Annotated in this window: 26 protein-coding genes and 1 pseudogene; 12 read left to right on the forward strand and 15 right to left on the reverse strand. The window is 68.4% G+C overall.

Features of this window, described 5'->3' with window-relative positions; translation table 11 throughout:
* Positions 1 to 92: 92 nt before the first annotated feature.
* Positions 93 to 761 carry a glycosyltransferase family 25 protein gene (locus ACDP63_RS12795; RefSeq protein ID WP_409928103.1) on the reverse strand — a complete coding sequence of 223 codons (669 nt, stop codon included), beginning with the start codon at positions 759 to 761 and terminating at the stop codon, positions 93 to 95.
* An 86-nt stretch (positions 762 to 847) separates the two neighbouring features.
* Here ACDP63_RS12795 and ACDP63_RS12800 point away from each other — a divergent pair, with 86 nt between their 5' ends.
* Entirely contained in the window at positions 848 to 1657 is an 810-nt protein-coding gene (locus ACDP63_RS12800) for a glycosyltransferase family 2 protein (protein WP_143091226.1), read from the forward strand.
* Between the two features lie 33 nt (positions 1658 to 1690).
* On the opposite strand, the gene ACDP63_RS12805 is transcribed toward ACDP63_RS12800, so the two are convergent.
* Positions 1691 to 2347 carry a peroxiredoxin gene (locus ACDP63_RS12805; protein WP_074990268.1) on the reverse strand — a complete coding sequence of 219 codons (657 nt, stop codon included), beginning with the start codon at positions 2345 to 2347 and terminating at the stop codon, positions 1691 to 1693.
* 161 nt (positions 2348 to 2508) lie between these two features.
* Here ACDP63_RS12805 and ACDP63_RS12810 point away from each other — a divergent pair, with 161 nt between their 5' ends.
* The 3 genes from ACDP63_RS12810 to ACDP63_RS12820 all read left to right on the forward strand — a co-directional run bounded on the left by ACDP63_RS12810 (position 2509) and on the right by ACDP63_RS12820 (position 5674).
* Positions 2509 to 3960 (forward strand): aldehyde dehydrogenase family protein, encoded by a 1452-nt coding sequence (locus tag ACDP63_RS12810; protein ID WP_409928104.1) that lies wholly within the window; start codon positions 2509 to 2511, stop codon positions 3958 to 3960.
* Between the two features lie 101 nt (positions 3961 to 4061).
* Positions 4062 to 4799 carry an SDR family oxidoreductase gene (locus tag ACDP63_RS12815; RefSeq protein WP_409928105.1) on the forward strand — a complete coding sequence of 246 codons (738 nt, stop codon included), beginning with the start codon at positions 4062 to 4064 and terminating at the stop codon, positions 4797 to 4799.
* A 29-nt stretch (positions 4800 to 4828) separates the two neighbouring features.
* A complete protein-coding gene (locus tag ACDP63_RS12820) occupies positions 4829 to 5674 on the forward strand; it encodes an ureidoglycolate lyase (RefSeq protein WP_024842743.1) in 846 nt (281 codons plus the stop codon).
* A gap of 114 nt (positions 5675 to 5788) precedes the next feature.
* On the opposite strand, the gene ACDP63_RS12825 is transcribed toward ACDP63_RS12820, so the two are convergent.
* The 8 genes and pseudogenes from ACDP63_RS12825 to efp form a co-directional block, all read right to left on the reverse strand.
* Positions 5789 to 6511 (reverse strand): GntR family transcriptional regulator, encoded by a 723-nt coding sequence (locus ACDP63_RS12825; protein ID WP_024842742.1) that lies wholly within the window; start codon positions 6509 to 6511, stop codon positions 5789 to 5791.
* 44 nt (positions 6512 to 6555) lie between these two features.
* A pseudogene (locus tag ACDP63_RS12830) lies at positions 6556 to 7565 on the reverse strand (aldose epimerase family protein).
* Entirely contained in the window at positions 7562 to 8404 is an 843-nt protein-coding gene (locus tag ACDP63_RS12835) for an SMP-30/gluconolactonase/LRE family protein (RefSeq protein ID WP_024842740.1), read from the reverse strand. The pseudogene ACDP63_RS12830 and the gene ACDP63_RS12835 overlap by 4 nt, the downstream one beginning before the upstream one ends.
* Positions 8401 to 9003 carry a 2-dehydro-3-deoxy-6-phosphogalactonate aldolase gene (locus ACDP63_RS12840; RefSeq protein WP_024842739.1) on the reverse strand — a complete coding sequence of 201 codons (603 nt, stop codon included), beginning with the start codon at positions 9001 to 9003 and terminating at the stop codon, positions 8401 to 8403. Before ACDP63_RS12840 ends, ACDP63_RS12835 begins: the two co-directional genes overlap by 4 nt.
* Positions 9000 to 9842 carry a hypothetical protein gene (locus ACDP63_RS12845; protein ID WP_024842738.1) on the reverse strand — a complete coding sequence of 281 codons (843 nt, stop codon included), beginning with the start codon at positions 9840 to 9842 and terminating at the stop codon, positions 9000 to 9002. The genes ACDP63_RS12840 and ACDP63_RS12845 overlap by 4 nt, the downstream gene beginning before the upstream one ends.
* A gap of 207 nt (positions 9843 to 10049) precedes the next feature.
* Positions 10050 to 10355 carry a GNAT family N-acetyltransferase gene (locus ACDP63_RS12850; RefSeq protein ID WP_024842737.1) on the reverse strand — a complete coding sequence of 102 codons (306 nt, stop codon included), beginning with the start codon at positions 10353 to 10355 and terminating at the stop codon, positions 10050 to 10052.
* 91 nt (positions 10356 to 10446) lie between these two features.
* Positions 10447 to 11148 (reverse strand): hypothetical protein, encoded by a 702-nt coding sequence (locus tag ACDP63_RS12855; protein ID WP_036747081.1) that lies wholly within the window; start codon positions 11146 to 11148, stop codon positions 10447 to 10449.
* A 154-nt stretch (positions 11149 to 11302) separates the two neighbouring features.
* Entirely contained in the window at positions 11303 to 11866 is a 564-nt protein-coding gene (efp, locus tag ACDP63_RS12860) for an elongation factor P (protein ID WP_024842735.1), read from the reverse strand.
* Between the two features lie 347 nt (positions 11867 to 12213).
* On the opposite strand from efp, the gene ACDP63_RS12865 reads away from it, so the two are divergent.
* A complete protein-coding gene (locus ACDP63_RS12865; RefSeq protein ID WP_024842734.1) occupies positions 12214 to 12534 on the forward strand; it encodes a DUF6280 family protein in 321 nt (106 codons plus the stop codon).
* A 103-nt stretch (positions 12535 to 12637) separates the two neighbouring features.
* Here the strand turns inward: ACDP63_RS12865 and ACDP63_RS12870 are convergent, their stop codons facing one another.
* The 3 genes from ACDP63_RS12870 to ACDP63_RS12880 all read right to left on the reverse strand — a co-directional run bounded on the left by ACDP63_RS12870 (position 12638) and on the right by ACDP63_RS12880 (position 14249).
* On the reverse strand, positions 12638 to 13096 hold the full coding sequence (locus ACDP63_RS12870; RefSeq protein WP_409928106.1) for a DUF3788 domain-containing protein: 459 nt from the start codon (positions 13094 to 13096) through the stop codon (positions 12638 to 12640).
* Positions 13097 to 13182: 86 nt separating this feature from the next.
* Complete coding sequence (locus ACDP63_RS12875; RefSeq protein WP_024842732.1) at positions 13183 to 13899, reverse strand: LrgB family protein; 717 nt, start codon at positions 13897 to 13899, stop codon at positions 13183 to 13185.
* Positions 13896 to 14249, reverse strand: a complete 354-nt coding sequence (locus ACDP63_RS12880) for a CidA/LrgA family protein (RefSeq protein ID WP_024842731.1) — start codon at positions 14247 to 14249, stop codon at positions 13896 to 13898. The genes ACDP63_RS12875 and ACDP63_RS12880 overlap by 4 nt, the downstream gene beginning before the upstream one ends.
* Before the next feature lie 153 nt (positions 14250 to 14402).
* Here ACDP63_RS12880 and ACDP63_RS12885 point away from each other — a divergent pair, with 153 nt between their 5' ends.
* From ACDP63_RS12885 to ACDP63_RS12905, 5 genes are read left to right on the forward strand one after another with little or no spacing between them, the layout of a single operon-like run.
* On the forward strand, positions 14403 to 17846 hold the full coding sequence (locus ACDP63_RS12885; RefSeq protein ID WP_024842730.1) for a chromosome segregation SMC family protein: 3444 nt from the start codon (positions 14403 to 14405) through the stop codon (positions 17844 to 17846).
* Between the two features lie 43 nt (positions 17847 to 17889).
* Positions 17890 to 18345, forward strand: coding sequence for a YbjN domain-containing protein (locus ACDP63_RS12890; protein ID WP_231486581.1), 456 nt, complete (start codon positions 17890 to 17892; stop codon positions 18343 to 18345).
* A gap of 9 nt (positions 18346 to 18354) precedes the next feature.
* Complete coding sequence (locus tag ACDP63_RS12895) at positions 18355 to 18795, forward strand: RidA family protein (protein ID WP_024842728.1); 441 nt, start codon at positions 18355 to 18357, stop codon at positions 18793 to 18795.
* Positions 18795 to 19550 carry a glycerophosphodiester phosphodiesterase family protein gene (locus ACDP63_RS12900; RefSeq protein WP_409928107.1) on the forward strand — a complete coding sequence of 252 codons (756 nt, stop codon included), beginning with the start codon at positions 18795 to 18797 and terminating at the stop codon, positions 19548 to 19550. The genes ACDP63_RS12895 and ACDP63_RS12900 overlap by 1 nt, the downstream gene beginning before the upstream one ends.
* Before the next feature lie 31 nt (positions 19551 to 19581).
* Positions 19582 to 20727 carry a GNAT family N-acetyltransferase gene (locus tag ACDP63_RS12905; protein WP_024842726.1) on the forward strand — a complete coding sequence of 382 codons (1146 nt, stop codon included), beginning with the start codon at positions 19582 to 19584 and terminating at the stop codon, positions 20725 to 20727.
* Here the strand turns inward: ACDP63_RS12905 and ACDP63_RS12910 are convergent.
* Together ACDP63_RS12910 and ACDP63_RS12915 are read right to left on the reverse strand one after the other, a co-directional pair.
* Positions 20714 to 21511, reverse strand: coding sequence for a TIGR02186 family protein (locus tag ACDP63_RS12910; protein WP_024842725.1), 798 nt, complete (start codon positions 21509 to 21511; stop codon positions 20714 to 20716). The genes ACDP63_RS12905 and ACDP63_RS12910 overlap by 14 nt on opposite strands.
* Positions 21508 to 22431 carry a sulfite exporter TauE/SafE family protein gene (locus ACDP63_RS12915; RefSeq protein WP_024842724.1) on the reverse strand — a complete coding sequence of 308 codons (924 nt, stop codon included), beginning with the start codon at positions 22429 to 22431 and terminating at the stop codon, positions 21508 to 21510. The genes ACDP63_RS12910 and ACDP63_RS12915 overlap by 4 nt, the downstream gene beginning before the upstream one ends.
* Positions 22432 to 22623: 192 nt before the next feature.
* Between ACDP63_RS12915 and surE the strand changes: the two genes are divergently transcribed.
* Positions 22624 to 23418, forward strand: coding sequence for a 5'/3'-nucleotidase SurE (gene surE, locus ACDP63_RS12920; protein WP_024842723.1), 795 nt, complete (start codon positions 22624 to 22626; stop codon positions 23416 to 23418).
* Positions 23419 to 23425: 7 nt separating this feature from the next.
* Positions 23426 to 24076 (forward strand): protein-L-isoaspartate(D-aspartate) O-methyltransferase, encoded by a 651-nt coding sequence (locus tag ACDP63_RS12925; RefSeq protein ID WP_024842722.1) that lies wholly within the window; start codon positions 23426 to 23428, stop codon positions 24074 to 24076.
* Positions 24077 to 24107: the final 31 nt, after the last annotated feature.

Raw genomic sequence — 24107 nt, forward strand, 5'->3', positions numbered from 1 at the left:
CTCTTTGGACTCTATTGCTTCACCTGATCACGGCGATCATCCGGGGCGAAACGCCCCATCACCGCCATGCAGTGGCTGGCGGATAAGGTTGTTCAGAGCCGACCAAGTAGGCGGCGCTTCCGGTTCTTGCGTGCATCTTCCAGAGTCGAAACCGCATCGTTCATTTCGCAGATCAGTCGGGGTGCGGTGTATCGGACGGTCAATCCCAGTTCCCATGGATGAATGAAATCCTCATCCAGGGGACGAAAAACTTTCGATCTGGACAGCAACTTTCGTGCGCCATTCTGTGACAGCAGGTAGCCGACAGCGCCTGTCGCGCCGAAAAGATACTTCCGGAACGCAATTCCCTCATAGTAGAGGCTTCGGAACGGACCTTTGGCGCGGTGACTGCTGAGGCATATAATATCCCATGCCGGCAGTTGATCGACGGCTTGGGAAAATAGCGGGATCAAATCGGGTCGCGCAACTTTGAAGTCGTCCTCCAGAATCAATCGCGCGGGCTCCTTCCCTGCCGCAACAACCTGCCACGCTTGCCGGTGGCCATAGTAGCAGGCGATTTCTCCGGCAGTCATTGGGCGCTTACGCTTGCGCCGGTTCCACTTCGAATCATATAGTCGCGAGATTTCTGGGCTGGTCGTGTCGATGCTGCGTAGGAACAGAGGTGTCCAACCTTGTCGCTCTGCCTCTTGTCGGGCATGGTGCCGCCGCGGTCCGTTCTCATCCTCGATCGTGATGATCAGCGGTACTGAAATCATGGCCATGATGCCGAACCTTCTTCCTTCACTCTTGCATCGGATAACGGACTGTAGCGTATAAGCAAAACAATGTGCAGATACGGAGCCCCCTCTTGTCCCTACCCGTTTCCGCTTTCATCATCTGCCAAGACGAGGCACATGTGATAGAGAACTGCGTGCGCAGCGTCTCGTTCTGCACCGAAATTGTGGTCGTCGATTCTGGCTCTACTGATGGCACCTTGGAAATCCTGGAGCGATTGCAGGCCGAAGGCCTACCTTTGCGCGTCTTACGCGAACCTTGGCGCGGCTTCGGCGCGCAGAAGCAATTCGCGCTGGAGCAATGCACCCAACCCTGGTGCTTCAGCATCGACAGTGATGAAAGGGTCAGCCCAGCGCTCGGAGAGCGATTCCCCCAGCTTCTGGTTGATGAAGGCGTGAACGGTTGGAAAATCACGCGCTACGATTACCTGAATGGCTATGGCTATGTGCCGCCGTCGGCGCATGAACGCTACCACAACCGGCTGTTCCGCCGTGGCAAGGGCAGATTCAACACAACAGACCTGGTGCATGAAGGAATCGAAATCGACGGTGCTGTGAAAAAGGTGGCACCGGGCGGGCTTTTGCATTTCAGCCCCATCGTCCTGCATGACCAAATGCTGAAAGAAAACAAGTACTCCACCCTAAAAGCGAAGATGAAGACCGGACGTGGCAAGCCGCCTAGGCCTTGGAAGATGCTGGTCAGCCCTCCCGTGTTTTTCCTACGCTGGTATCTGGCACATGGTTTGTGGCGCTGCGGTTGGCCGGGTTTTATTCACTGTGCCAAAGGCGCGATCTATTCATTCCTCACCGAGGCGAAGCGTTACGAAAACGTGGCGATGGAGCGTATCCCGCCGGTTGAGCCTACTGATGTCCGTGGTTATTAGGCGGGGCAGAGCGCCCCGCCCGTGCTTGGTGATTTACGCCGGATCCTTGGCAAAGCGCAGATAGGGCAGGGCCTTGTTCAGTTGGCCGTATTCCGCCTCGGCCGCCGCGTCGTCCAGCGCCAGCGCCACGATCACGTCCTGGCCCGGCTCCCAGTTCGCCGGGGTGGCCAGCGGCACGCCGTCGGTCTTTTGCACCGCGTCCAGCGCGCGGATGATCTCGGCGAAGTTGCGGCCGACCGACATCGGATAGGTCATCGTCAGCCGCACCTTCTTGTCCGGCCCGATGATGAAGACGGTGCGCACCGTGGCCGAATGCTGCGGCGTGCGACCCTCGGTCGGCAGGTAGTAATCGGCCGGCAGCATGTCATAGGCCTTGGCGACCTTGAGGTCGGTGTCGTCGATGATGGCGAAATTCGCCGGGACGCCGGCCACCTTTTCGATGTCGGCCTTCCATTTGCCATGGTCTTCGGCCGAATCGACCGAGACGCCCAGAACCTTGGTGCCGCGCCTCTCGAATTCGGGAATCAGCTGCGCCACCACGCCGAACTCCGTGGTGCAGACGGGGGTGAAATCGCGCGGATGCGAGAACAGGATCGCATAGCTGTCGCCGATCCAGTCGTGGAAACTGATCTGGCCCTCGGTCGAATTGGCGGTGAAATCCGGGGCGGTGTCGTTGATGCGCAGGGACATTGCAGATCCTTTCGGTTGGCCTTTGGCGACAAGATAGGCATCTGCGGCAGATTGTCCAACTCGATCCGTTCAGTCGTGATAATTCGCGGGGCCGCTGCGGCTTGCAGCCCGGTCCCGCGGGTGCCAGTCTGCGGGCCAATCGCAGATCAAGGGAGGCTCTCATGAGCGGACTTGCCGACAAGCGGAAATTCTACATAGGCGGCCGATGGGTCGCGCCCAGCCAGCCCCATGACCTTGAGGTGATCGACCCCTCGACCGAAGAGCCGGTGGCGGTGATCAGCCTGGGCGGCCAGGCCGATACCGATGCGGCGGTGGCGGCGGCCAAGGCGGCCTTCCCGGCCTGGGCAGCGACGCCGCCGGCCGAGCGGCTGGCTTACGTCGAGAAGATCCTGGAGATCTACAAGCGCCGCGCGCCCGACATGGCCGCCGCCATCAGCGCCGAGATGGGCGCGCCGCAGGACATGGCGCTGAACGACCAGGCCGCCGCCGGCAGCTATCACATCGAGACCTTCATCGAGGCGTTCCGGGATTTCCAGTTCATCCGGCCCTTGGGTCCGCATGCGCCGACCAGCATGGTGGCATGGGAGCCGGTCGGTGTGGTCGGGCTGATCACGCCCTGGAACTGGCCGATGAACCAGGTCACGCTGAAGGTGATCCCGGCGCTGCTGGCCGGCGATACCGTGGTGCTGAAGCCCAGCGAGATCGCGCCGCTGTCCTCGGTCGTCTTTACCGAGATCGTGGACGAGGCCGGGTTGCCGCCGGGCGTCTACAACATGGTGAACGGCGACGGCGCGGGCGTGGGCACGCAGCTTTCGGTGCATCCCGACGTGGACATGATCAGCTTTACCGGCTCGACCCGCGCCGGCATCGCCATCACCAAGGCCGCGGCCGACACGCTGAAGAAGGTGGCGCTGGAACTGGGCGGCAAGGGCGCGAACCTGGTCTTTGCCGATGCCGACGAGAAGGCGGTGGTGCGCGGGGCGCGGCATTGCTTCTACAACAGCGGCCAAAGCTGCAACGCGCCGACGCGGATGCTGGTCGAGCGGTCCTTCTACGAGAACGCGGTCGAGCAGGCCCGCAAGGTGGCCGAGGAGACCGCGGTGGCGAGCGCGCACCAGCCCGGCCGCCATATCGGCCCGGTGGTCAGCAAGCAGCAATGGGACAAGATCCAGGACCTGATCCAGAAGGGCATCGACGAAGGCGCGCGCCTGGTCGCCGGCGGTCCCGGCCTGCCCGAGGGCGTCAATCGCGGCTATTTCGTGCGCCCGACGGTCTTTGCCGATGTCAGCAACGACATGACCATCGCCCGGCAGGAGATCTTTGGCCCGGTGCTGTCGATCATCCCCTTCGATAGCGAGGAGGAGGCGGTCGGGATCGCCAATGACACGATCTATGGCCTGACCAACTATGTCCAGACCCGGGACGGCGCGCGCCGCAACCGGCTGGCGCGGCAGCTGCGAGCGGGCATGGTCGAGATGAACGGGCAAGGCCGGGGCAGGGGCTCGGCCTTTGGCGGCGTCAAGGCATCCGGCCGGGCGCGCGAGGGCGGCGTCTGGGGGCTGGAGGAGTTCATGGACAGCAAGCAGATCAGCGGCTGGGATCCGGAAGCCTGACACGCAGGGCCGCCTTGCGGGCGGCCCTTTTCCTTGCGGGGCCATGCCGCTAGCATCCGCGCCAGGAAAGGCGCGGGCGGAAAGGGCGAGGGGCGCGGAACATGAAGACGATCCTGATCACCGGCGGCGGCAGCGGCATCGGCCGGCTGACCGCGCGGCGGTTTCTTGACGCCGGCTGGCGCGTCGGGCTGATCGGCCGGCGCGAGGCGGCCCTGGTCGAGACTGCCGACGGCCATCCGCAGGCGCTGGTGCTGCCCTGCGACGTGACCGTGCCCGAGGCGGTGGATGCCGCCTTTGCCCGCGCGGTCGCGGAATGGGGCCGGCTGGACGTGCTGTTCAACAATGCCGGCGCCATCCTGATCTCGCGCCTGATCGACGAGATTTCCTGGGAGGAGTGGCAGGGCGTGGCGCGGGTGAATATCGACGGCATGTTCCTGTGCGCCCGCGCGGCCTTTCGCCAGATGCGGCGGCAGGATCCGATGGGCGGGCGGATCATCAACAACGGCTCGATCGCGGCCGAGGCGCCGCGGCCCGGCTCGGTGCCCTATACGGTCTCGAAACACGCGGTGACGGGGCTGACGCGCACGCTGGCGCTGGACGGGCGGCCCTATAACATCGCCTGCGGCCAGATCGACGCCGGCAATGCCGCGACCGAGATGATCGCCGCCGTGGCGATGCAGGGTGCGCCGCAGGCCGACGGCTCGATCCGGCCCGAGCCGGTGATGGACGCCGCGAACGTGGCCGAGGCGGTGCTGCACATGGCCAGCCTGCCCGAGGGCGCCAATGTGCTGCACATGACGGTGATGGCGACGAACATGCCCCTTGTCGGGCGCGGCTGAGCGGCCCGGCACATGCGAAAGGACAAGCGATGAAACTGCTGCGCTATGGCCCGCCGGGCCGGGAAAAGCCGGGGCTGCTGGACGGCGAGGGCCGCATCCGCGACCTGTCGGCCCATGTCGCCGATATTGCCGGCACGGTGCTGACCCCCGAGGGGCTGGCCGGGATCGCGGCGCTGGAGCTGGACGGGCTGCCCATCGTCTCGGGCCAGCCGCGGCTGGGGCCCTGCGTGGGCCATGTGCCGAAATTCGTCGCCATCGGGCTGAACTATGCCGACCATGCCGCCGAGGCCGGGCTGCCGGTGCCCTCAGAGCCGGTGGTGTTCAGCAAATGGACCAGCTGCATCATCGGCCCGGACGACGACGTGGTGATCCCGCCCGGCGCGCGGAAGACCGATTGGGAGGTCGAGCTGGGCGTGGTCATCGGTTCGCGCGCCAGCCAGGTGTCTGAAACGGCGGCGCTGGAGCATGTCGCCGGCTATTGCGTGGTCAACGACATCAGCGAGCGCGAATGGCAGGCCGAGCGCGGCGGCACCTGGGACAAGGGCAAGGGCTTCGACACTTTCGGCCCGATCGGTCCCTGGCTGGTGACGCGCGACGAGGTGCCCGACCCGCAGGCGCTGGATCTGTGGCTGGAGGTGGACGGTGTGCGCCGCCAGCAGGGCTCGACCGCGACGATGATCTTCGGCGTGGCCGAGATCGTCGCCTATTGCTCGCGGCTGATGACGCTGATGCCGGGGGACGTGATCACCACCGGCACGCCGCCCGGCGTCGGCATGGGGGCGACGCCGCCGGTCTTCCTGCGCGGGGGCGAGGTGATGCGGCTGGGCATCGAGGGGCTGGGCGAGCAGCGCCAGAGGGTGCGCAGCCGCGATTGACGGCGCGGGTGGACGAGTATTCCGGAAACGGTGAAGCGGAGAGGCCGCGCGCAAGCCGGCCAGGCCGCGCCGGGCGGCACGGGGGCATGGGTATTTGGAGAACGAAGAAGGCCGTTAGGCTTCGGCGGCCAGGGTTTCCGCCAGCGTGTCGGTCCTGGTGAAATAGTCCGGCGATAGCCGCAGCACGCCAGGCAGGTCCAGCAGCACGCGGCGCAGGTGCTGGCGGATGGCGGCCTCGGCCCGGTCGGGGTCGCGGGCGGCGATCGCCTCGGTCACGGCGCGGTGCTGGGACAGCATGATGTCCTTGGGCGTCATCGCCGTCAGCAGGTGGCGGGCGCGGTCGAGATGCATCTTCATCTGCTGCAGGTGGTTCCAGACCCTTGCCTTGCCGGCGATGGCGGCCAGGGTGGCGTGAAATTCCTCGTCCAGCTGGGCCAGGGCGGCGGGGTCGGCCTCGGCCTCTTGCCGGGCGATCTGGTCGAACAGGGCTTCGTGCTGCGCTTGCCGGGCGCAGGCGGCGGCCAGGCGCACGATGTCGGCCTCGACCGATTCGCGGATGAAGCGCGTGCATAGCACCCATTCCATGTCGATGCGGGTGACGAAGGTGCCGCGCTGCGGCCGCACCTCGAGCAGGCCCTCGCCGGCCAGGCGGATGAAGGCTTCGCGGACCGGCTGGCGCGACAGGGCGCATTGGTCGGCGATCTCCTGTTCGGAGAGGCGCGTGCCGGGCGGCAGCTCGCCGCGGATGATGCGCTGGCGCAGGCGGGCGTGCAATTGCGCCGCGAACGGGGGCGGGCCCCCGGCGGCGGAAAGGGTTTCGGTCGATGCGGGGTCCATGAATCCTCCCTGGAACCCGCATTAGTTCGGGACCGGACCTTGCGTCAACCTTTCGGGCGGCGGTGAAAGCTCATCACCGTGGTCTGGCGATAGAGCTGGCCCGGCTCCAGCCGCGCCGAGGGATAGCCGGCATGGTTGGGCGCGTCCGGCCAGAGCTGGGATTCCAGCGCGATGCCGGCATGGCGGCCATAGGGCCGGCCACAAAGGCCCGGTGCGCCGGGCGCCAGGTGGTCGCCGGCATAGATCTGGAGCCCCGGCTCGGTCGAGCGCAGGGTCATGGTCAGCCCGCCTGCCTGGAGCACCGCCACCTTGCGCGGCACGATGCGGCGCCGGTCCGAGAGGCAGAGGTTGTGGTCGATGCGCGGCCCGTCCAGCCGCTCGCCCAAGGGGACGGGATTGCGGAAATCCAGATGCGTGCCCTGGACCGTCGCGGGGCCGCCGCGCGGGATCATCTCCTCGTCCACCGGCAGGTAGGTCTCGGCCGGGACGGTCAGCCGGTGGCCGGCCACGGTCTCGGTGCCGTCCAGGTTGAAATAGCTGTGCTGGGCGAAGTTGCAGAAGGTGGTGTCGTCCGAGGTGGCCAGGATCGTCAGCATCAGGACCGGGCCGGGCAGGATGGACCAGGTCGCCCGGATCAGCATGGCGCCGGGAAAGCCCATGTGGCCCGCGGGCAGGTGGTCGGCCAGCGCCACCGAGCTTTCGTCCCAGTCGGCCAGCATCCAGTTGCGCGTGCCGCAGCCGTCATGGCCGCCATGAGCATGTGGCGGCCGTCCTGGTTGCGGTCCAGTTGCAGCCTTTGCCCGTCCAGCACCGCGCGGCCGTGGGCGATGCGGTTGGCATGGCGCCCGATCACCGCGCCGAAATAGCGGCCCTCGTCCAGGTAGGGCGCGAGCCGCGGAAAGCCCAGCACCAGCGGATGCCCGACCCCGGCCAGCCGCAGATCCTGCAGCGAGGCCCCCAGCGTGATGACCGAGGCTGTCAGCCCATGGCCCGAGATCGTCGCCTGCATCACCGGCCGGCCGTCCGGCAGCAGGCCGAATGCACGTGGCATCATGCGCGGACCCGCGGTTCGGGCCGGCCCTGGGCGCCGGGGTCCAGCAGCCAGGTCCGGCCGTCCTGCGGCCCGTGCCTGCCCTCGGCGGCGCTGGTCACGATCAGCTGCGCAAGGCCGGGGCCGCCGAAGGCCGGGCAGCTGGGCTGGCTGGCGGGCAGGGACAGGCGGCGCAGCAGCCGGCCGTCCGGTGCATGGCAGACGACCGAGCCGTTGCCCCAGCGCGCGTTCCAGAACCGGCCCTGCGCATCGGTGACGGCGCCATCGGGGAATTGGTCGGTCCCGGCCAGGTCCAGGAAGACGCGGGCCTCGGCGCAGGGCCAGCCCTGTTCGTCCAAGTCTTGCGACCAGACGGTCTGGGCGGCGGTGTCGGCGAAATAGGCCAGGCGACCGTCGGGAGAAAAGCAGATCGCATTCGGGATGGACATGTTTCCCCGCAACAGGCGCAATTCTCCGTCAAGATACCGATAGATCGCGCCTGTTCCAGCCCTTCCGTTGCGTGCCATGGTACCGATCCAGAATCCGCCGAAAGGATCGGCCCGCCCGTCGTTCGAACGGTTGCCGGGCCGGTCGGCCTCCAGCGGTGCCAGCCGTTCCTGCCGGCCGTCGCGCAGGTCGAAGCGGATCAGCGCGGTTTCGCTGGCGATCAGCAGCCGGTCGCGGTCGATCCAGCCCGCGGCCGAGACCATTTCGCCGAACCGCCATTCCAGTTCGTTCCCGTCCTGCCGCGACAGCAGCCGGCGACCGAGGATGTCGAACCAGAAGGGCTGGGCGCGTTCGGGATGCCAGAAGGCGCCTTCGCCCAGTTCGCAGATGCGGGAGTCGAAGACCCGCGCGTTCATGCGCAGGCCCGCAGCGCCGCCACGATGTCGCGCGCGCGGGCGGCGACCGTCTCGGGCCCGTCGCCGGGGCGATAGAGTGCGCTGCCGATGCCGAAGCCCTGCGCCCCGGCATCCAGCCATTCGGCGAAATTCGCCGGGCCGGCGCCGCCCACGGCATAGACCGGCAGGTCGGGCGGCAGCACGGCGCGCAGCGCCCTGAGCATGCCGGTGCCGGCCTGGTCGGCGGGAAACAGCTTCAGCCCGGTCGCGCCGGCACCGATGGCGGCGAAGCATTCGGTGGCGGTGAAGACGCCGGGCCAGGATTGCAGGCCGCGCGCCCGCGTCGCACTGATCACCGCCGGATCGGTATTGGGCGAGATGATCAGCCGCCCGCCGGCATCGGCCACCTGCGCCACCTGATCCACCGTCAGCACGGTTCCGGCACCGATGGTCGCCTGCCCGGCCAGCGCCCCTGCCATCAGCCGGATGCTGTCCAGCGGGTCGGGCGAATTCAGCGGCACCTCGATGCGGTCGATGCCGGCATGGACCAGGGCGCGGGCGACGGGCAGGGCATCGGCCGGGGTCAGGCCGCGCAGGATGGCGATGATGGGCAAGGTCATGGATCCTCCGGCGAATCGAGGCGGGCGGCGGCAAGGCTCTCCGGGACCGGCGCCGTGCCGTTCTTGTGGCATGGCTGCGCGCCGGCCGCCAGCAGCGGGCTTTCGTGAAGCCGCGCCAGGTCGGGCGTGCCGACGATCATGGCCGGGCCGTCCTGCCGGAAGCCGCGCGCCGCGGCGCGTTCGGTGCCGATCAGCTCGTCCAGGATCAGCGGGTCGACCTTTTGCGACAGCGCCTTGGCGATCCCGATCGGCTGCCGCCCGCCCATGCCCGGGCCGCCGGCCTTGGTTTGCGGGCCCCCGCGCAGCCCGGCCTGCGCCGGCAGGTCGGCGGGATGGCGGTTGGTCTTGCGGCGGTCGATGACGCCGCGCCGCGCGATCCCTTTGCCCGGGAGAATGCTCTCGGCGACCGACATCCGTCGCACCGGCGCCAGTTCCCCATGGGTGATGACGATGCCCGGCGCCTTGCCGTCCCTGATGGCGCGGAATGCCATCGGCCGGCCGTCATGGAGGATCTCGCAGCGCCGGACGGCCATGTTGACCTCGTCCAGGGCCTTCACGCCGGGAAGTTCCTTGGCGATGCCCCGCATTTGCAGAATCGCGTCCATGGCCACCCCTGCGATGCCCGATGGCGCGGTCGCCACCGCCGGCGGCGGCGCATGGGAAGCTCGCTTCAACCGGTCCCCGGCGTAATGGCCCGAACCGATCAGCGCCTCGGCAAGGTATCTTTTGGTCACGGCCGCCGGCTCCAGCAGGCATGAGGGCACGGGCTCGAGGCCGTTGTCGCCGCTTTCGGTTTCGTTCACCTCGGGCATCTCGCCCTGCATCATGGCATCGACCATGGCGGCCGCCTTTGCGGTCGGGGCCGGCCGGCGCCTCCCCTTGCTGCATGGGATGCGGAAAATCCGGCTCCTGCCTCGATTTCGCGTGGCGGCGGTGGCCGACCGCCTGGCTCGCTGCGGGGGCCGTTCCGGCCGGCATGTCCGTCCGTCCAGCGGAATGCGAATGTCCATACCATAGCTGGGATACGGATGCCGGCCTGTATTGCCTCAGGCATCGGCGCAGAGGTCGGACCAATCGGGATGGCGCTCGAACTGGGCGCGCACATAGCTGCATGCCGGCACGATCAGCACGCCGCGCGCCCGCGCATCCGCAACCAGCCGCCGCACCATCGCGGCGGCCGCGCCCGAGCCGCGCATGGCGTCGGGCGCATAGGTGTGGTCGGCGACGATGATGCCGGGGCCCCCGGCATGCCAGGTCAGCTCGGCCTCGCCCTCGATTCCGGGCATGGCAACGGCATAGCGGCCGGAGCTGCCGTAATCCTCATGGGTGACATGGATGGTCGGTTGCACCATGGTTACCTCCGTCTCGTTGCCGCCATAACGCATGGCGCGCCGGATCCGGTCCATTCCCGGCGCTTGCGACGTTGCGGCAAGCGGCCTGCCGTCAGCCCGGCTGTGGGCGGGGCGATCCGTCCCGGTTCGGCGCCGGCCTGGGATCCAGCGTCAGGATGCGGCGCAATTCCGGCGAGAACGGCCCGGCAAGCTGTTCCAGCATGGCGATGTCGATCTGGATGCCGCCCATGCCGTCCTTGATGGCGCGCAGCCCGGTGCGGTGCCAACGCCCGCCCAGCCTGCGCTCGATTTCCAATGAGTTCGAGCCGCAGTCGAGCGGCAGGCGCAGATGCCGGTCAAGCCGCAGGTAAAGCGGCACCGGCCGGCCCTTTCGCGCGCTGCCGACCAGGCGCAGCCCCCGCTTGGCGCTGGGGTGCGCATGCAGAGGGGTTTCGCCCAGCCCGACGGCCAGCTCCACGAGCATGCGGCGCGAGATATAGCCGGGAACGGCGGCAGCTTCGGCCGTACCGGTCCCGTCCTGCGGCCCGGCAGAGGTTTGCGATTCGGCGGTCCGGGGCGTATTGGCCAGGATCGCTGCCTGGGCGGCCGAGACCTCGGCCTCGGCGATGTCCTGCGGCGGGCCGGTGGCGATCAGGCCTTGGCCGCCGCCGACGGTGGGCGCGAGCCCGGCCCGGATCATCTCGCACATGACATCCTCGAGCCGGGAAAGTCGCTCGATCGCCTCGCCCATGGCGGCGCGAACCTCGTCCAGCCCGTCGGAAGGGCCGGAAACCTGACGCAGCGGAAGGGTCACGCCCTTACCGGGCCGGCCTTTCCCCGTCTTTCCGATTCCCTTTGCCATCGCGCTCCGCCGCCCTTCGACATTGCCTTGGCGGCAATCCTATGGCCCCGCGGCGCGCTTGGCCATATTTGTCTTGAGAGGCGGCGGGAACGGGCCGATGGCCCGGTCAGGCGCGTTCGGAATACTCGAAAAGCTCGGTATTGACGACGATGTCCTCGTCCACGCCGACAAAGGGCGGGATCATGACACGCAACCCGTTGTCCAGGATCGCCGGCTTGAAGCTTTTCGCGGCGGTCTGGCCGTTCAGCACCGGCTCGGTCTCGGCCACGCGGCAGATCACTTTCTGGGGAATGCGCACCGACAGCGCCTCGTCGCCGTAATATTCGACCGCTGCGATCATGCCGTCCTGCAGGAAGGGCCGCCGTTCACCCAGCAGGTCGGCGTCCAGTTCGGTCTGCTCGAAGGTCTCGCTGTCCATGAACACCAGCTTGCCGTCGGATTCGTACAGGAATTGCTGGTCCTTGGTTTCCAGCTGCACCTGTTCGACCTTGTCCTCGGAACGGAAGCGTTCGTTCAGCTTGCGCCCGTCGCGCAGGTTCTTCAGTTCGACCTGGGCAAAGGCGCCGCCCTTGCCGGGCTTGACGTGGTTCACCTTGACCGCCGCCCACAACCCGCCGTCATGGTCCAGCACGACACCGGGCTTGATTTCATTGCCATTGATCTTGGCCATTCAGGATCACCTTGAAAAATTTGGAAAATCGCCCAGGGTTCGGGGGTTGAACCGCGATTGCGCGCACCTATATCCATTGCCGTGCCTCATGGCAACCGAAACGCCTTTCAAGCGTTGTCAAGGGTGCCTTCGCATTTCTGCATGTCGCAAGATCGTTGCTTTTGGCGGCTATTCTGCGTATCTGCCGGGGCTTGCGCCCCGTGCATGGCGGTCATGCGGCTGGAGGCATACCGAATCACGGCGCGGATGGGCTAAGCCGGCCAGCGCCGCCTATGAGGCAAGATGATGCAGCAGCCTTGGCAAGGGCCGAGGTGCGGGGGCTCCGCAAGAAAAACAGGATAATGATGATGCGCGATTTCGTGGATGGCTCGGCTTTCAATTTCGAACAGGGACAGCGGGCCCGCAAGCTTTTTGCGGCCGTTGTGCTGGCTGCGCTGGACGATGCGATCGCCGATGACAAGAAATACGGCAACGGGCCCGATCAGATTGCACGTTGGGCACGCTCGCGCGATGGGCGCGAGGTGCTGTCCTGCGCCGGCATCGACCCGAACGAGCGTGTCGTGAAGGGGCTGATGGAATTCGTGGCCAAGGGCGTGCGCACCTCGGTCGCGCTGTCGCGCGAGGAAAGCGAACGCCGCCACGCCGCGGAAGAGGCCGACGCGGCGTAAGCGCGTCCGCCGCGCATTGGCTGGGCCGTCCCGAGGGGCGGCCTTTTTTGTTGGGGATGGGGAAAGGTCAGCTTTGCGGGGCTACAGAGCCGCCAGTCGGCCCCTAACAGGCGGTAGTTCGGCGAGGGCGTTTCAACGTCAGAAGCGCGATCACATCTCGCAGGTCTTCCGGTGAGGAAATGCCGATCTTCAGCCACTTGCCATCGTGATAGGTTTCCGCTGCATCATACAGCCCCATCAGCCGAGGGCTGAGTTTGTCGCGCCGAGCATCCACTTTCTCGCGCTCCGCCCCGCCCAGCACGACGACCGCTGAGAACGCACGGTATTCAGGCAGCAAGGTGCAGAAGGCCTTGGATTTCTTGTAGCGCAGAGACCAGCCGTGCTTCTTGCCACCGTATATCCAATCCGGTGTGAAGACACTTGGGTATTCAGCGGCGATCCAGTCCCGCAGTGCAGACCATTGTGCAAATGCCTCCGGGCCGATCCAGTCGCGGATCAACGCATCGTCTGGCGCCGCAGACTTGTCGGTGAGCCGCTCCCCGATCTGTGGTGACTGATCCATGCCGCAGTTTTTCGTGCTATCCGTCCCACTATTGCAAATGCTCGACTGTCCGCAATGGGCTCAAAAGCCGCATCTGCTTACCCTCCTTACCCGAACAGATACAGCGCCAGCGGCGCGATGATCGAGGTCAGCACCGCGTTCAGCCCCATGCCGATGCCGGCGAAGGCGCCGGCGGTCTCGTTCACCTGGAAGGCGCGGGCCGTGCCGATGCCATGCGCGGCCACGCCCAGCGAAAAGCCGCGCGCCCGCCAGTCGCGGATCCCCAGCGCATTCAGCAGCGGCGTGGCGATGATCGCGCCGAAGATGCCGGTGATCAGCACCAGGACGGCGGTGATCGTGGGCTCTCCGCCCAACCCCTCGGCGATGCCGATGGCCACGGGCGCGGTGGTGGATTTCGGCGCCAGGCTGGCCAGCATCACCTCGGACAGCCCGAAAGCCTTGCCGATGGCCAGCGCCGAGACCACCGCCGTCGCCGAGCCCGCCAGCAGCGCCGCGACCAGCGGCAGGGCCGCCTTCCTGACCCGGCGCAGGTTGTCGTAAAGCGGCATTCCCAGTGCCACCGTGGCCGGGCCCAGCATGAAATGCACGAATTGCGCGCCCTCGAAATAGGTCTGGTAGCTGGTGCCGGTCAGCCCCAGCACGCAGGCCAGCAGGATCACCGCGCACAGCACCGGATTGGCCCAGCTTTGCCGGCCCATGGCGCGAAAGAAGCTGTCGCCCAGCCAATAGGCGATCAGCGTCGCCGTCAGCCACAGCAGCGGCCCTTGCGTCAGATAGCTCCAGATCAGCGCCGCGTCGGTCATTCCTCGGTCCCGCCCGTCCAGCGCACCACGGCGCGGAACACCAGCGCCCCCGCGGCGATGGCGAGCGCGGTCGAGACGGTCAGCGCCAGCGCCACCGCCAGCCCGTCGCTGCGAAACTGCCCCAGATGCGCCACCACGCCCACCCCCGCCGGCACGAAGAACAGCGACAGATGGCCCAGGATGCCGGTGACGACCGGGCGCAGCATCTCGGCCAGCGCCGGGCGCAGGCTGCAGGACAGCACCAGCAGCAGCAGGCCCAGCACCGGACCGGGCAGGGGCAGGCCAAGGCTGCGGGTGGCAACCTCGCCGATAAGCTGGAAGACCAGGATGATGGCAAGCGCGGGAATCATGCCGGCCAGATTAGCAGCGGATTTCTTGTGGTGAACCCTTAAATCTTGTGGATAACCGCCCAAGCCCCGCCATATCTTGGGGTTTGTGTTGACTTGAGCGCCCCGATGGCGAAAAATCCGGGGGATTTGAACGATCGTCGTGGACCCTTCGCATTGCGTTTCGACCGCCTGCGCCTCAATGGTTTCAAGAGCTTCGTGGACCCGACCGACCTGGTCATCCACGAGGGGCTGACCGGCGTGGTCGGCCCGAACGGCTGCGGCAAGTCGAACCTGCTCGAGGCGCTGCGCTGGGTCATGGGCGAAAACCGGCCTACCGCCATGCGCGGCGACGGGATGGAAGATGTGATCTTTGCCGGCACCGCGCGGCGTTCCGCCCGCGCCCATGCCGAGGTCACGCTGACCATCGACAACAAGGACCGCCTTGCCCCCGCCGGGCTGAACGATGCCGACGCGCTGGACATCACCCGCCGCATCACCCGCGACGCCGGTTCGGCCTATCGCATCAACGGCAAGGAAGTGCGGGCGCGCGACGTGCAGATGCTGTTCGCGGATGCCTCGACCGGGGCGCATTCGCCGGCGCTGGTGCGGCAGGGGCAGATTTCCGAGCTGATCAACGCCAAGCCCAAGGCAAGGCGGCGCGTGCTGGAGGAGGCGGCGGGGATTTCCGGCCTCTACCAGCGCCGGCACGAGGCCGAATTGCGGCTGAACGCGGCCGAGGCGAACCTGACCCGCGTCGACGACACGCTGGACCAGCTGTCCACGCAGGCGGCCAGCCTGGCGCGGCAGGCCCGCGCCGCCGCGCGCTATCGCGAGATCGGCGCCGCACTGCGCCGGGCCGAGGGCGTGCTGCTGTATCGCCGCTGGGCCGAGGCCGACCAGGCCAAGGCCGCGACGGCCGAGGCGCTGCGGGCCGCGATCCGCGCCGCCACCGAGGCCGAGGCCCAGGCCCGCCACGCCATCGCCGCCCGCGAGGCGGCCGAGGCGAAGCTGCCGCCGCTGCGCGAGGAGGAGCAGGTCGCGAGCGCCATCCTGTCCCGCGCCACCGTGGAACGCGAGGCGCTGGACGAGGCCGAGGCCCGCGCCGCCCAGGCGATCCAGACCCTGCTGGCGCGCATCGCCCAGCTCGACCGCGACATCGAGCGCGAATCGGCGCTGAACCGCGATGCCGGCGAGGTGATCGAGCGGCTGGAATGGGAAAGGCGCGAGCTGGAAAAGGCCGGGCAGGGCCATGATGAGCGGCTGGAGGCCGCCGGCCATGCCGCCGAGGAGGCCACCGGGGCGCTGCGCGAAGTCGAGTCCAAGCTGGCCGAACTGACCGACGAATCCGCCCGTCTTGCCGCCCGTCACCAATCCGCCGAGCGGCTGGTCCACGACCTGCGGCAGATGCAGGACCGCGCCACCCGTGCCGCCGCCGAGGCCGAAGCCGCCGCCGCCCGCGCCGCCGATGCCGGCGCCGAGGCCGATGCCGCCCGCGAAGCTGCCGAGGAATCGCAGGAAGAGGCCCGCGAGCGCGTCGAGGCCGCCGAGGCGGCGCTGGCCGAGGCCGAGGAGGCCCGCGCCGCGCTGGAGGCCGAGGAATCCGCCGCCCGCGCGGCACGGGCCGAGGCGGAGGGCGAGGTTTCGGCGCTGAATGCCGAGATGGCGGCGCTGAAGCGGCTGGTGGAACGCGGGCAGGGCGGCGATTCGATCCTGGATCTGGTGCGGGTCGCACGCGGCTACGAGACGGCCTTCGGCGCGGCGCTGGGCGACGACCTGGGTGTCGGGCTGGCCGAGGACGGCTCGGGCTGGCACCGGCTGCCGGGCTACGGCTCGCCGCAGCCGCTGCCCGCAGGCGCCGAACCTTTGGCGCCGCATGTCGAGGCGCCAGAGGCGCTGGCGCGGCGGCTGTCGCAGGTCGGGCTGGTCGCGGATGCGGCCTTGGGCGCGGCGATGCAGCCTGCACTTGCCCCCGGCCAGCGGCTGGTCACGCGGGCGGGCGACCTGTTCCGCTGGGACGGCATGCGGGTGATGGCAGGCGAGGCGGCGTCCTCGGCCGCGCTGCATCTGCAAAAGGTCAACCAGCTGGCCGAGCTGGCCGAACAGGCCGAGGCGGCGCAGGCCCGCGCCGAGGATGCGCAGGCCGCGCATCAGGCGCTGCGCGACCGCCACCTGGCCGCGGCCGAGGCCGAGAAACGCGCCCGTGATGCCAGGCGCGAGGCCGAGCGTGGGCTGTCGGATGCCGTGCGCGCCGTCACCCGCGCCGAATCCGAGCTTTCCATGGCACAAAGCCGCGCCGAATCGGCCCGCGCCGAACTGGCCCGGCATCGCGAGGATGCGCTGGACGCCCGCGCCCGGCTGGCCGAGGCCGAGCAGGCGCTGGCCGAGCTGCCCGACCGCGGCGCGGCGGCCGCGGCGCTGGACCATGCCCGCATGGGCGTCGAGGCGGCGCGCATCGCCACCATGACCCGGCGCAGCGGGCTGGACGAGCTGCGGCGCGAGGCCAATGCGCGGGTCAAGCGCCTGCAAGAGATCGCCAAGGAGGAATCCGGCTGGCGGCTGCGGCTGGACCAGGCCGGCACCCGCGCCGCCGAACTGGCCGCCCGCCGCGATCAGGCCGCGGCCGATCTGGAGGAAGCCGAGGCCCAGCCCGAGATCCTGGCCGAGCGCCGCGGCGTGCTGACCGAGGCCGAGGCGCAGGCCGCCGCCCGCCTGGCCCGCGCCCGTGCCGCGCTGTCGGCCGCCGACCAGGCGCTGCGCATCGCTGCCGAGGCCGAGCGCGAGGCCGAGCGCGCCGCATCCGACGCGCGCGAGACCCGCGCCGCCCGCGAGGCCCGCGCCGAAGCCGCCATCGAGGCCGAATCCGCCGCCCGGTTGCGCATCCACGAAGAACTGGAGGCCACGCCCGAGGCGCTGCTGGACTCTCTGGGCGAGGTCGAGGAGATCGCCGCCGAGGCGCTGGAGGAGCAGATCGCCCGGCTGCGCCAGCAACGCGACGCGCTGGGGGCCGTGAACCTGCGCGCCGACGAGGACAAGCGCGAGCTGGAGACCGAGCGCGACCGGCTGGGCGCCGAGAAAGAGGATCTGACCGAGGCGATCCGCAAGCTGCGCCAGGGCATCGGCAGCCTGAACCGCGAGGGGCGCGAGCGGCTGCTCTCGGCCTTCGACACGGTGAACGCCAATTTCACCACCCTGTTCACGCATCTGTTCGGCGGCGGCGAGGCGCGGCTGGTGCTGGTCGAATCCGACGATCCGCTGGAGGCGGGGCTGGAGATCATGTGCCAGCCTCCGGGGAAAAAGCTCTCGACGCTCAGCCTGCTTTCGGGCGGCGAGCAGACGCTGACGGCGCTGGCGCTGATCTTTGCGGTGTTCCTGGCCAATCCGGCGCCGATCTGCGTGCTGGACGAGGTGGATGCGCCGCTGGACGACGCCAACGTCACCCGGTTCTGCGACCTGATGGACGAGATGACGCGGCGGACCGAGACCCGCTTTCTTGTGATCACGCACCACGCCGTCACCATGTCGCGCATGGACCGGCTGTTCGGCGTGACCATGGTGGAACAGGGCGTCAGCCAGCTGGTCAGCGTCGACCTGAAGCGCGCGGAGGCTCTGGTGGCCTGACGCGCAAAGCGGTAATCAGCGCGCGATTTCCGCAATGGAGAAGATGATGCGAACCTTGGTTCCCCTTGTGCTGGCGGCGCTGATCCAGGCGCCCGCGGCGCAGGCGCAGGTCATGGGCGATCCCGAGGTGATTCGCCTGCTGATGGCGGATTTCGGCCTGCCGGCCAAGCTGGTCACCGACGGCGCCGGCGATCCGCTGATCGAAAGCCGCATCGACGGCACCAGCTTTCAGGTCTATTTCTACCAATGCGAAAAGACCTGCGCGGCGATCCAGTTCTCGGCCGGGTTCGACCTGGACGATGCGATGCCCGAGAGCATGGCGAATCGCTGGAACCGCGAGAAGCGTTTCGGCAAGGTCTGGCTGGACGAAACCGGCGATCCCTTCATCGAGATGGATATCGGGGTTGCGGGCGACGGCATCGGGCGCAAGAATTTCGACGACGCGCTGGACACCTGGCGCATCGTGCTGAGCGATTTCCGCGACTTCATCGACTGGTAGGAGGATAGCATGTCCATCGAGACGAAACTGGCAGAGCTGGGGATCACGCTGCCCGACGCGCCCGCGCCGGCGGCGAATTACGTGCCCTATGTGATGACGGGCAACCTGCTGTTCGTTTCCGGCCAGATCAGCCCGGCCAAGGGCCGCCTGGGCGCCGACCTGGCGGTCGAGGAGGGGGCCGAGGCGGCGCGCGGCTGCGGCCTGGCGCTCTTGGCGCAGGCGCGGGCGGCGCTGGGGTCGCTGGACCGGGTGGTGCGGGTGGTCAAGCTGACCGGCTTCGTCAACTCGACGCCCGAATTCACCGACCAGCCCGAGGTGATCAACGGCTGCTCGAACCTGATGGTCGAGGTCTTCGGCGACAAGGGCCGCCATGCCCGCGCCGCCGTCTCGGCCCCGGCGCTGCCGCGCGGCGTCGCGGTCGAGGTCGAGGCGATCTTCGAGTTCGCCTGATGGGTCTTCACCCGGATTTCCTGCGCCTGCCGATCGCCCATCGCGGGCTGCACGGGCCGGGCGTGCCGGAAAACAGCATGGCGGCGTTCCGCGCCGCCATTGCCGCGGGCTATGGCATCGAATGCGACATCCAGCGCGCCGCGGACGGCACGGCGCTGGTGTTTCACGACGACGACCTGCCGCGCCTGACCGGGGCCGAGGGGCTGGTCAGCGTCCTGGGCATCGACGCGCTGTCCATGCTGCGCATCATGGGCACCGAGGAGCATATCCCGACGCTCTCGGAACTGCTGGACGAGGTGGCGGGCCGGGTGCCCTTGCTGATCGAGATCAAGGACCAGAGCCTGCGCGTCTCGGCCGAGGTGGGCGATCTGCAGGCCGAGGTGGCGCGGCTGCTTTCCGGCTATGACGGCCCGGTCGCGGTCATGTCCTTCAACCCGCATGCGGTCGCGGCTTTCCACGCTGCCGCGCCGGGGGTGACGGTGGGGCTGACCACCTGCGGCTATGAGGCCGTGGACTGGCCGATGCTGGACGACGCCACCCGTGCGCATCTGGCGGCCATCGCCGATTTCGACCGGGTGGGGGCCGGCTTCATCTCGCATGACCGCCGCGACCTGGGCAATCCGGCGGTGGCGGCGCTGAAGGCGCGCGGCGTGCCGGTGCTGTGCTGGACGGTGCGCTCGGCCGCCATCGAGGCCGAGGCGCGCCGCGTCGCCGACAATATCACATTCGAGCATTACCTGCCCGCCAAGCCCTGACAATCGCCGCGCCCGCGCCTATGTTGCCCGCATGAGCGAGCTTGCCGTTTCCGTCCTGCCTGCGATTTCCGGGATCGACGCCGCCGAATGGGATGGCTGCGGGGCGGACGCCACCCCTTTCACCACGCATCGCTTCCTGTCGGCGCTGGAGCAATCGGGCTCGGTCGGCGAGGGGACGGGCTGGCACCCCAGCCACCTGGTCGCGCGGCTGGATGGGCAGGTGGCGGGCGCGGCACCCTGCTATGTCAAGACCGACAGCCAGGGCGAATACATCTTTGACCACGGCTGGGCGCAGGCCTATGCGCGGGCCGGCGGGCGCTATTACCCCAAGCTGCAATGCGCTGTGCCCTTTACTCCCGTCACCGGGCCGCGGCTGATCGCCTCCAGCCCGGCGGTGCAGCGCGCGCTGCTGGCGGCCATGGCGCAATTCGCGCAGCAATCGGGCCTGTCGGGCGCGCATGTCACCTTTTGCACCGAGGCCGAGGCGCGGCTGGGCGAGGCGGCCGGTTTCCTGCCCCGCGCCAGCGAGCAGTTCCACTGGCTGAACCGGGGCTATCGGACATTCGACGATTTCCTGGCCCAGCTGTCCTCGCGCAAGCGCAAGGCGATCCGCAGGGAGCGCGAGCGGGCGCAGGCTTTCGGCGGCAGCATCCACAGCCTGACCGGCGACCAGATCCGGCCCGGGCATTGGGACGCCTTCTGGCGCTTCTATCAGGATACCGGCGGGCGCAAATGGGGCCGGCCATACCTGACCCGGGCCTTCTTCGACATCCTGCACCACACCATGCGCGACGACTGCCTGCTGGTCCTGGCCGAGCGCGACGGCCGGCCCATCGCCGGTGCGCTGAACCTGATCGGCCGGGACGCGCTTTACGGCCGCTATTGGGGCTGTGTCGAGGACCACCCCTTCCTGCATTTTGAACTGTGCTATCACCAGGCCATCGACTGGGCCATCGCCCATGGCCTGTCCCGCGTCGAGGCGGGCGCGCAGGGCGAACACAAGCTGATGCGCGGCTATATGCCCAGCCAGACCCATTCGCTGCATTGGGTCGCCGACCGCGGCTTTCGCAAGGCCATCGCCGATTACCTGGAACGCGAACGCGAGGCGGTGGGCGAGGAAATGGCGATCCTGGCCGAGATGGGGCCGTTCCGCCGCGGCGCGGTCAGGGACGCTTGACCAGCCGGAACGCGGCCGAGGCGCCCCAGCCCGCCGCCACCGCGATGGCCAGCGACATGATGCCGTAGATGAAGGGTTGCTCCAGCGCCAGGCGATAGAGCCAGCGTTCCAGCCCGACCTTGCGCACCTCGATGGGCGCGCGGAAGGTGTCGATGACCCGGCCCTGGCGCAACAGGAAGATGCGGGTGCTGTAGACGCCCTCGACCAGGTTGGCAGGCAGGCGGACATCGGCGCGAAACAGCGTCTCCTCGGCCAGCCGCACGGCGCCGTCGTCCTGGCGGTAGACGTCGGCGGCGCGGCGCAGGCGGATCAGCGCCTCGGTATAGGGCACGGCATCCTCGACCTCCATCGGCCCGGCAAAGGCGCGCATCGCCAGCGGGATCGAGATGCGGTGGCGCTGGTCCTCGGCCGCGGGCAGGATCAGGTGCAGGGGCCGCGTCGTCGCCACCACGTAGAAGCTGGGGGCCGAGCCGATGCTGACCCGGCCGGTATTGACCCAGATGCCCAGCCGGCGTTCCTTGTGGCGCACGGTCAGCGCCTGGGCCGGCCCCTCCAGCGTGACGATTACGTCCAGCGGCTCGCCCGCCGGGATCCGCGTCTCGCGCTTGATGGCGCCGTAGATGATGATCTCGGAACCGTCGAAGCTGGTGGTGATGTCCACGTCGTCCCGCGACAGCCCGGCGACGATCTGCTCGGGCGGCTGTTCGGGGATAGCCGGCTGCGCATTCGCCGGCAGCGCCAGCAGGACCGGCGCCAGGACGGCGAAAAGCGCATGCCGGATCATCGCAAGATCCCCGGCGTGATCGAGTAAAGCTCGTCCGGGCGCAGGAACAGGTCCAGCGCTAGCTTGCCGCAGACCCCCAGCACCAGAAGTGCCAGCAGGATGCGCAGCTGTTCGGCCCGCAGCCGGGCGCCCAGGTGGGTGCCGATCTGCGCCCCGGTCACGCCGCCGACGATCAGCAGCACCGCCAGCATCACGTCCACCGTGTTCGAGGACACGGCGTGCATCAGCGTGGTATAGGCCGACAGGAAGGTGATCTGGAACAGCGAGGTGCCGATGACGACCTTGGTCGGCATGCCCAGCAGGTAGATCATCGCCGGCACCATGATGAAGCCGCCGCCGACGCCCATGATCGCGCCCAGCACGCCCACCGCGGCGCCGACCAGCAGCACCGGGATCGAGCTGATGTAAAGCCCCGAGGCGCGGAACTTCATCTTCCAGGGCCATTTGTGCACCCAGCCGTGCTGGTGGCGGCGCATCGGCTTGATCGGCCCGCTGCGGCGCGCGCGGTGCAGCGCGCGCAGGCTTTCCTGCAGCATCATCGCGCCGATCAGCCCCAGGAAGACGACATAGCAAAGCTGCACCACCAGATCGACCTGGCCCAGCCGCGACAGCATGTTGAACAGCAGCACCCCGGCCGAGGAACCGACCAGGCCGCCGGCCAGCAAGACCCAGCCCATGCGGAAATCCACCGTCTTGCGCTTGACATGCGCCAGCACGCCGGAAAAGGACGAGGCCACGACCTGGTTGGCGCCGGTCGCCACCGCGATGGCCGGCGGAATGCCGATGAAGAACAGCAGGGGCGTGATCAGGAAGCCGCCGCCGACGCCGAACAGGCCCGACATCAGCCCGACGATGCCGCCCAGGCCGATCAGCACCAGCGCATTGACCGCCACCTCGGCGATGGGAAGATAGATCTGCATGTCCTGCCCGGCTTATTGCCTTGTCCCGATGCTGCCCCGGCAACAGCCCTGCGTCAAACGCTTCCATGGCCTTTCGCGCGGGTTGTCGCAAGCCTGTGGCGCGGATAAAGCAGATGTGACGGGCAGATATGGCGGCGAGGGACGCGGGCGGCGTGGACAGCGGCCCGGCGCGGCGGCCGGACAGGAAAGACCATGCGCATTCTGATCACCAATGACGACGGCATCAACGCTCCGGGGCTCGAGACGCTGGAGGCGATCGCGACCGAGGTCGCCGGACCGGGCGGCGAGGTCTGGACCGTCGCCCCCGCCTTCGAGCAATCGGGCGTCGCCCATTGCATCAGCTATGTCCATCCGACCTTGATCGCCGAACTGGGCCCGCGCCGCTTTGCCGCCGAGGGCACGCCGGCCGATTGCGTCCTTGCCGCCATCGCCGACGTGATGCGGGACAATCCGCCCGACCTGGTGCTGTCGGGCGTGAACCGCGGCAATAACTCGGGCGAGAACGTGATGTATTCCGGCACCGTGGGCGGCGCGATGGAGGCGGCGTTGCAGGGCCTGCCCGCCATCGCCCTGTCGCAATACATGGGCAGCCGCACCGCGGTTCTGGACGATCCGTTCCAGGCGGCGCGGGCGCATGGGCCGCGGCTGATCCGGCAATTGCTGGATTATGGAGACTGGACCTCGGACGAGGATTTCCGGCTGTTCTACAACATCAACTTCCCGCCCTGCGACGCGGGTTCGGTCAAGGGCACGCGGGTCGCGCCGCAGGGCCGCCGCCAGGGCGTGCGCTTCGAGGTCGAGCCCTATCACGCGCCGAACGGCCGGCGCTTCCTGTGGGTGCTGGGCGGCTCGCAGACGGCGCAGGCCACGCCGGAGAGTGACGTGGACGCGAATATGCGCGACTATATCTCGCTGACGCCGATGCGGCCGGACCTGACCTGCCACAAGACCTTGGCCGAATTGCGCGGCGTGCTGGAGGAGGGCTGAACCAGGCATGGGCGACGATCCCGAGACTGCCGAACGCAAGATGCGCTTCCTGTTCGCGCTGCGGCAGCGCGGGGTCACCGATCCGCGCGTGCTGGAGGCGATGGAGCGCATCGACCGCGGCGAGTTCGTGCGCGGCCATTTCGAGGATCGCGCCTATGACGACACGCCCTTGCCCATTCCCTGCGGCCAGACCATCAGCCAGCCCTCGGTCGTGGGACTGATGACCCAGGCGCTGGAGGTGGGGCCGCGCGACAAGGTGCTGGAGATCGGCACCGGCTCGGGCTACCAGGCGGCGGTGCTGTCGCTCTTGTGCCGCCGGGTCTATACCATCGACCGCCACCGCCGGCTGGTGGCCGAGGCCGAGGCGCTGTTTCGCCACCTGGGCCTGCCCAACATCACCGCCCTGGTCGCCGACGGCTCGCGCGGGCTGCCCGAGCAGGCGCCCTTCGATCGCATCATGGTGACGGCGGCGGCCGAGGATCCGCCGGGCCCGCTCTTGGCGCAGTTGAAGATCGGCGGTATCATGGTGGTGCCGGTCGGGCAGTCGGATGCGGTCCAGACCCTGATCCGCGTGCGGCGCGGCGAAAGCGGCTTTGACTATGACGAATTGCGGCAGGTGCGCTTCGTGCCGCTGGTCGAGGGGTTGGGACAGACATGACCCCCGGCCGTCCAGAGTGAGGAACGGGCAG

This window comes from Paracoccus sp. P2, assembly GCF_046335115.1.
Lineage (GTDB): Bacteria > Pseudomonadota > Alphaproteobacteria > Rhodobacterales > Rhodobacteraceae > Paracoccus > Paracoccus pantotrophus.

What these genes read in the sequence shown, in the direction of transcription:
- ACDP63_RS12795 (WP_409928103.1), bottom strand. Translation starts at nt 761, where the DNA reads ATGGCCATGATTTCAGTACCGCTGATCATCACGATCGAGGATGAGAAC.
- ACDP63_RS12805 (WP_074990268.1), bottom strand. Translation starts at nt 2,347, where the DNA reads ATGTCCCTGCGCATCAACGACACCGCCCCGGATTTCACCGCCAATTCG.
- ACDP63_RS12810 (WP_409928104.1), top strand. Translation starts at nt 2,509, where the DNA reads ATGAGCGGACTTGCCGACAAGCGGAAATTCTACATAGGCGGCCGATGG.
- ACDP63_RS12815 (WP_409928105.1), top strand. Translation starts at nt 4,062, where the DNA reads ATGAAGACGATCCTGATCACCGGCGGCGGCAGCGGCATCGGCCGGCTG.
- ACDP63_RS12820 (WP_024842743.1), top strand. Translation starts at nt 4,829, where the DNA reads ATGAAACTGCTGCGCTATGGCCCGCCGGGCCGGGAAAAGCCGGGGCTG.
- ACDP63_RS12825 (WP_024842742.1), bottom strand. Translation starts at nt 6,511, where the DNA reads ATGGACCCCGCATCGACCGAAACCCTTTCCGCCGCCGGGGGCCCGCCC.
- ACDP63_RS12835 (WP_024842740.1), bottom strand. Translation starts at nt 8,404, where the DNA reads ATGAACGCGCGGGTCTTCGACTCCCGCATCTGCGAACTGGGCGAAGGC.
- ACDP63_RS12840 (WP_024842739.1), bottom strand. Translation starts at nt 9,003, where the DNA reads ATGACCTTGCCCATCATCGCCATCCTGCGCGGCCTGACCCCGGCCGAT.
- ACDP63_RS12845 (WP_024842738.1), bottom strand. Translation starts at nt 9,842, where the DNA reads ATGGTCGATGCCATGATGCAGGGCGAGATGCCCGAGGTGAACGAAACC.
- ACDP63_RS12850 (WP_024842737.1), bottom strand. Translation starts at nt 10,355, where the DNA reads ATGGTGCAACCGACCATCCATGTCACCCATGAGGATTACGGCAGCTCC.
- efp (WP_024842735.1), bottom strand. Translation starts at nt 11,866, where the DNA reads ATGGCCAAGATCAATGGCAATGAAATCAAGCCCGGTGTCGTGCTGGAC.
- ACDP63_RS12865 (WP_024842734.1), top strand. Translation starts at nt 12,214, where the DNA reads ATGCGCGATTTCGTGGATGGCTCGGCTTTCAATTTCGAACAGGGACAG.
- ACDP63_RS12870 (WP_409928106.1), bottom strand. Translation starts at nt 13,096, where the DNA reads ATGGATCAGTCACCACAGATCGGGGAGCGGCTCACCGACAAGTCTGCG.
- ACDP63_RS12875 (WP_024842732.1), bottom strand. Translation starts at nt 13,899, where the DNA reads ATGACCGACGCGGCGCTGATCTGGAGCTATCTGACGCAAGGGCCGCTG.
- ACDP63_RS12880 (WP_024842731.1), bottom strand. Translation starts at nt 14,249, where the DNA reads ATGATTCCCGCGCTTGCCATCATCCTGGTCTTCCAGCTTATCGGCGAG.
- ACDP63_RS12890 (WP_231486581.1), top strand. Translation starts at nt 17,890, where the DNA reads ATGATGCGAACCTTGGTTCCCCTTGTGCTGGCGGCGCTGATCCAGGCG.
- ACDP63_RS12895 (WP_024842728.1), top strand. Translation starts at nt 18,355, where the DNA reads ATGTCCATCGAGACGAAACTGGCAGAGCTGGGGATCACGCTGCCCGAC.
- ACDP63_RS12900 (WP_409928107.1), top strand. Translation starts at nt 18,795, where the DNA reads ATGGGTCTTCACCCGGATTTCCTGCGCCTGCCGATCGCCCATCGCGGG.
- ACDP63_RS12905 (WP_024842726.1), top strand. Translation starts at nt 19,582, where the DNA reads ATGAGCGAGCTTGCCGTTTCCGTCCTGCCTGCGATTTCCGGGATCGAC.
- ACDP63_RS12910 (WP_024842725.1), bottom strand. Translation starts at nt 21,511, where the DNA reads ATGATCCGGCATGCGCTTTTCGCCGTCCTGGCGCCGGTCCTGCTGGCG.
- ACDP63_RS12915 (WP_024842724.1), bottom strand. Translation starts at nt 22,431, where the DNA reads ATGCAGATCTATCTTCCCATCGCCGAGGTGGCGGTCAATGCGCTGGTG.
- surE (WP_024842723.1), top strand. Translation starts at nt 22,624, where the DNA reads ATGCGCATTCTGATCACCAATGACGACGGCATCAACGCTCCGGGGCTC.
- ACDP63_RS12925 (WP_024842722.1), top strand. Translation starts at nt 23,426, where the DNA reads ATGGGCGACGATCCCGAGACTGCCGAACGCAAGATGCGCTTCCTGTTC.